This window comes from Chloroflexus sp. (assembly GCF_034435895.1).
Lineage (GTDB): Bacteria > Chloroflexota > Chloroflexia > Chloroflexales > Chloroflexaceae > Chloroflexus.
The window spans coordinates 1-2,171 of the sequence record NZ_DAOTWH010000104.1 but is presented as its reverse complement, the minus strand read 5'-3'; the positions used below and the strand labels follow the sequence as shown (position 1 = coordinate 2,171).

Sequence of the window (2,171 nt, the reverse complement as noted above, 5' to 3'; positions counted from 1 at the left end):
CGGGGCGTAGCGCAGACCGGTAGCGCACCTGAATGGGGTTCAGGAGGTCGCTGGTTCAAATCCAGTCGCCCCGACCATCCGGCAACGCTGGCGAGCATTTGCTCGCCAGCGTTTATATTTTTGCGCTTTTCCTCGCTGGCTAACCAGTGCAGTAAACGATTTTTTGCCCGGCGATACTGGTAAAATGCCAATAATTACTCAGTACATCTTGACACCCTCCATGATTCGGCGCTATACTACAAACATGTGGCGAATACCATTCGCGCTGCTATTGCGTCCCCTCAATGCATAACTTCTCTTTTTTGAGCGGCGCCAGCATATATCACGTGGGAGGATCCGGGATGGCGACTATCAGCCTGCAAGACGCCTACATACAAGCCAGAACATTCCTCGAGGCGAACCAGATTGAGCAGGCAATTGGCCTGACCCAACACATCCTCGCGTACTATCCTGATAATCTGGAAGCCCAACGGTTGCTGGGCGAGGCGTATCTCGCTCAGCGCGACTTGCCCGCCGCCGTGGCGACCTTCGAGCAGGTGTTGCAGGCTGATCCCGAAAATATTCCGGCCCACGTTGGTCTAGGCATGGCCTACGAGTGGCAAGGCCGGCTCGATAAGGCGATTGCCGATTTTGAACAGGCGCTGGAAATTCGTCCGGATATGCCCGAACTTCGCGCCCAGTTGGTGCGGCTCTACACCGAAGCATGGGGGAGTGAGCATGCCGCTCTCCGCCTGAGCCGATCCGGGTTGGCCCGCCTGTATGCCCGTGGCCACATGTTGCCGCAAGCGATTCATGAGTTTCGCAATGTGATCGCTGAACATCCTGAGCGGCTCGATGCGTGGGTTGGTTTGATCGAAGCCCTCTGGCGTGATGGCCGGATCGATGAAGCCGCTGAGGCATGCCAGCAGGCGTTGCAGGCGCAACCAAAGCTCTTGAAAGCGCATCTGATCCTCGGTGCGATATTGCTTGACGATGGCGACCGGCGTGGTATCGAACACTGGCGCATCGCGCAACGCCTCGATCCGTATCAGACTGTGGCGCGTATGTTGTTCGATCCGCTGCCGGTTGGTGTGCCAACGCCTGATCTCTCGTTGCCAGCGTGGGACGAGGCTGAGTGGCAGGCGCGGCGTGCGGCAGCCGCCGCTCCGGCGGCGGTCGCTGCCGATGATGATTTTTTTGCCGAAGCCAGTTGGTTGGCGCCGGCGGCTCAACCTGCAGCCGTGGCTTCGGCGATGTCAGATGATGATCTGCTGGCGATGTTGCTCTTCTCGCCGCCGGCAACGAGTGTTGCGCCCCCGCCTCAGCCGGCGACGTTGGGTGGCGATGCGTTTGATTTCGATCTCGATCTGCCGGGGCCGGCTGTGACCCCAACCGGTTTGACGCTTGATGAGATTGGGATCAATGTAGCTGCAACTCCCCTCGCCGAACCAGCGCTGGCGCCGTTCTCGCTGGAGGAGTTAGGGCTGTCGGCGGAAGAGATTGCCCAGTTGGAGGGTGGGGCGGCGCAGGGGTTGACGCCGTTCTCGATCGAAGAGTTAGGCTTGCCGGCTGATGAGGCCGCGCGATCCCAAGAGCGGAGCACGGCGGGCAGTGATGCGTTTGTTGATGAGTTGAGTGGCTTGCAACCGTTCTCGCTCGATGATCTTGATTTCGGGGCAAGCGCTTCTACCGGTGAATTGCCGCCGTCGTTACAACCCTTCTCGCTTGACGATCTGGCGCTTGATGAGGCGCGGCCTGCGCCGCAAGCTGAACCGGTCGAACCGGGAATCTATAGCTGGCAAGAACCGTCAATGCGGAGTGGCGGTATTCAGTTGCCCCAAGAGGCCGATCCGAGCGGGCCGTCGATCTTTAGCAAGTTGGTTGAACGCGCTGCTTCGTTGCCGCCGGTCGAAGATCCGCCGCTGTCGTCGGTTGAGCTTACTGATGCTGACGTAGCGGCTTATTTCTCGAATGATGACGTGTCGTTGCGCGAGGACGACGGTTCGCCTGAGCGCTTAACCGGCACCTTCCGTTTGCCAAAGTTGAGCTTTGATGAGAGTTTAGCGCCTTCTGGCGCCGTAGGCGCATTGAGCGGCAAGGGCGAAGAGCCGGTGGAAGAGTTGGAGCTGACGCCGTTCTCGCTGGAGGAGTTGGGCCTCTCACCAGAGGAGATTGCGCAGCTTGAGGGGATG

At 59.4% G+C, this 2,171-nt stretch carries 1 protein-coding gene and 1 tRNA gene; both read left to right on the top strand.

All coding sequences use genetic code 11. The features are described from left to right. Nucleotides 1-77: transfer RNA gene (locus U9R81_RS06295), tRNA-Pro, on the top strand. Between the two features lie 264 nt (nucleotides 78-341). Continuing rightward, on the top strand, nucleotides 342-2,171 hold a 1,830-nt coding region (locus U9R81_RS06290; protein WP_322494657.1), incomplete at its 3' end, for a tetratricopeptide repeat protein.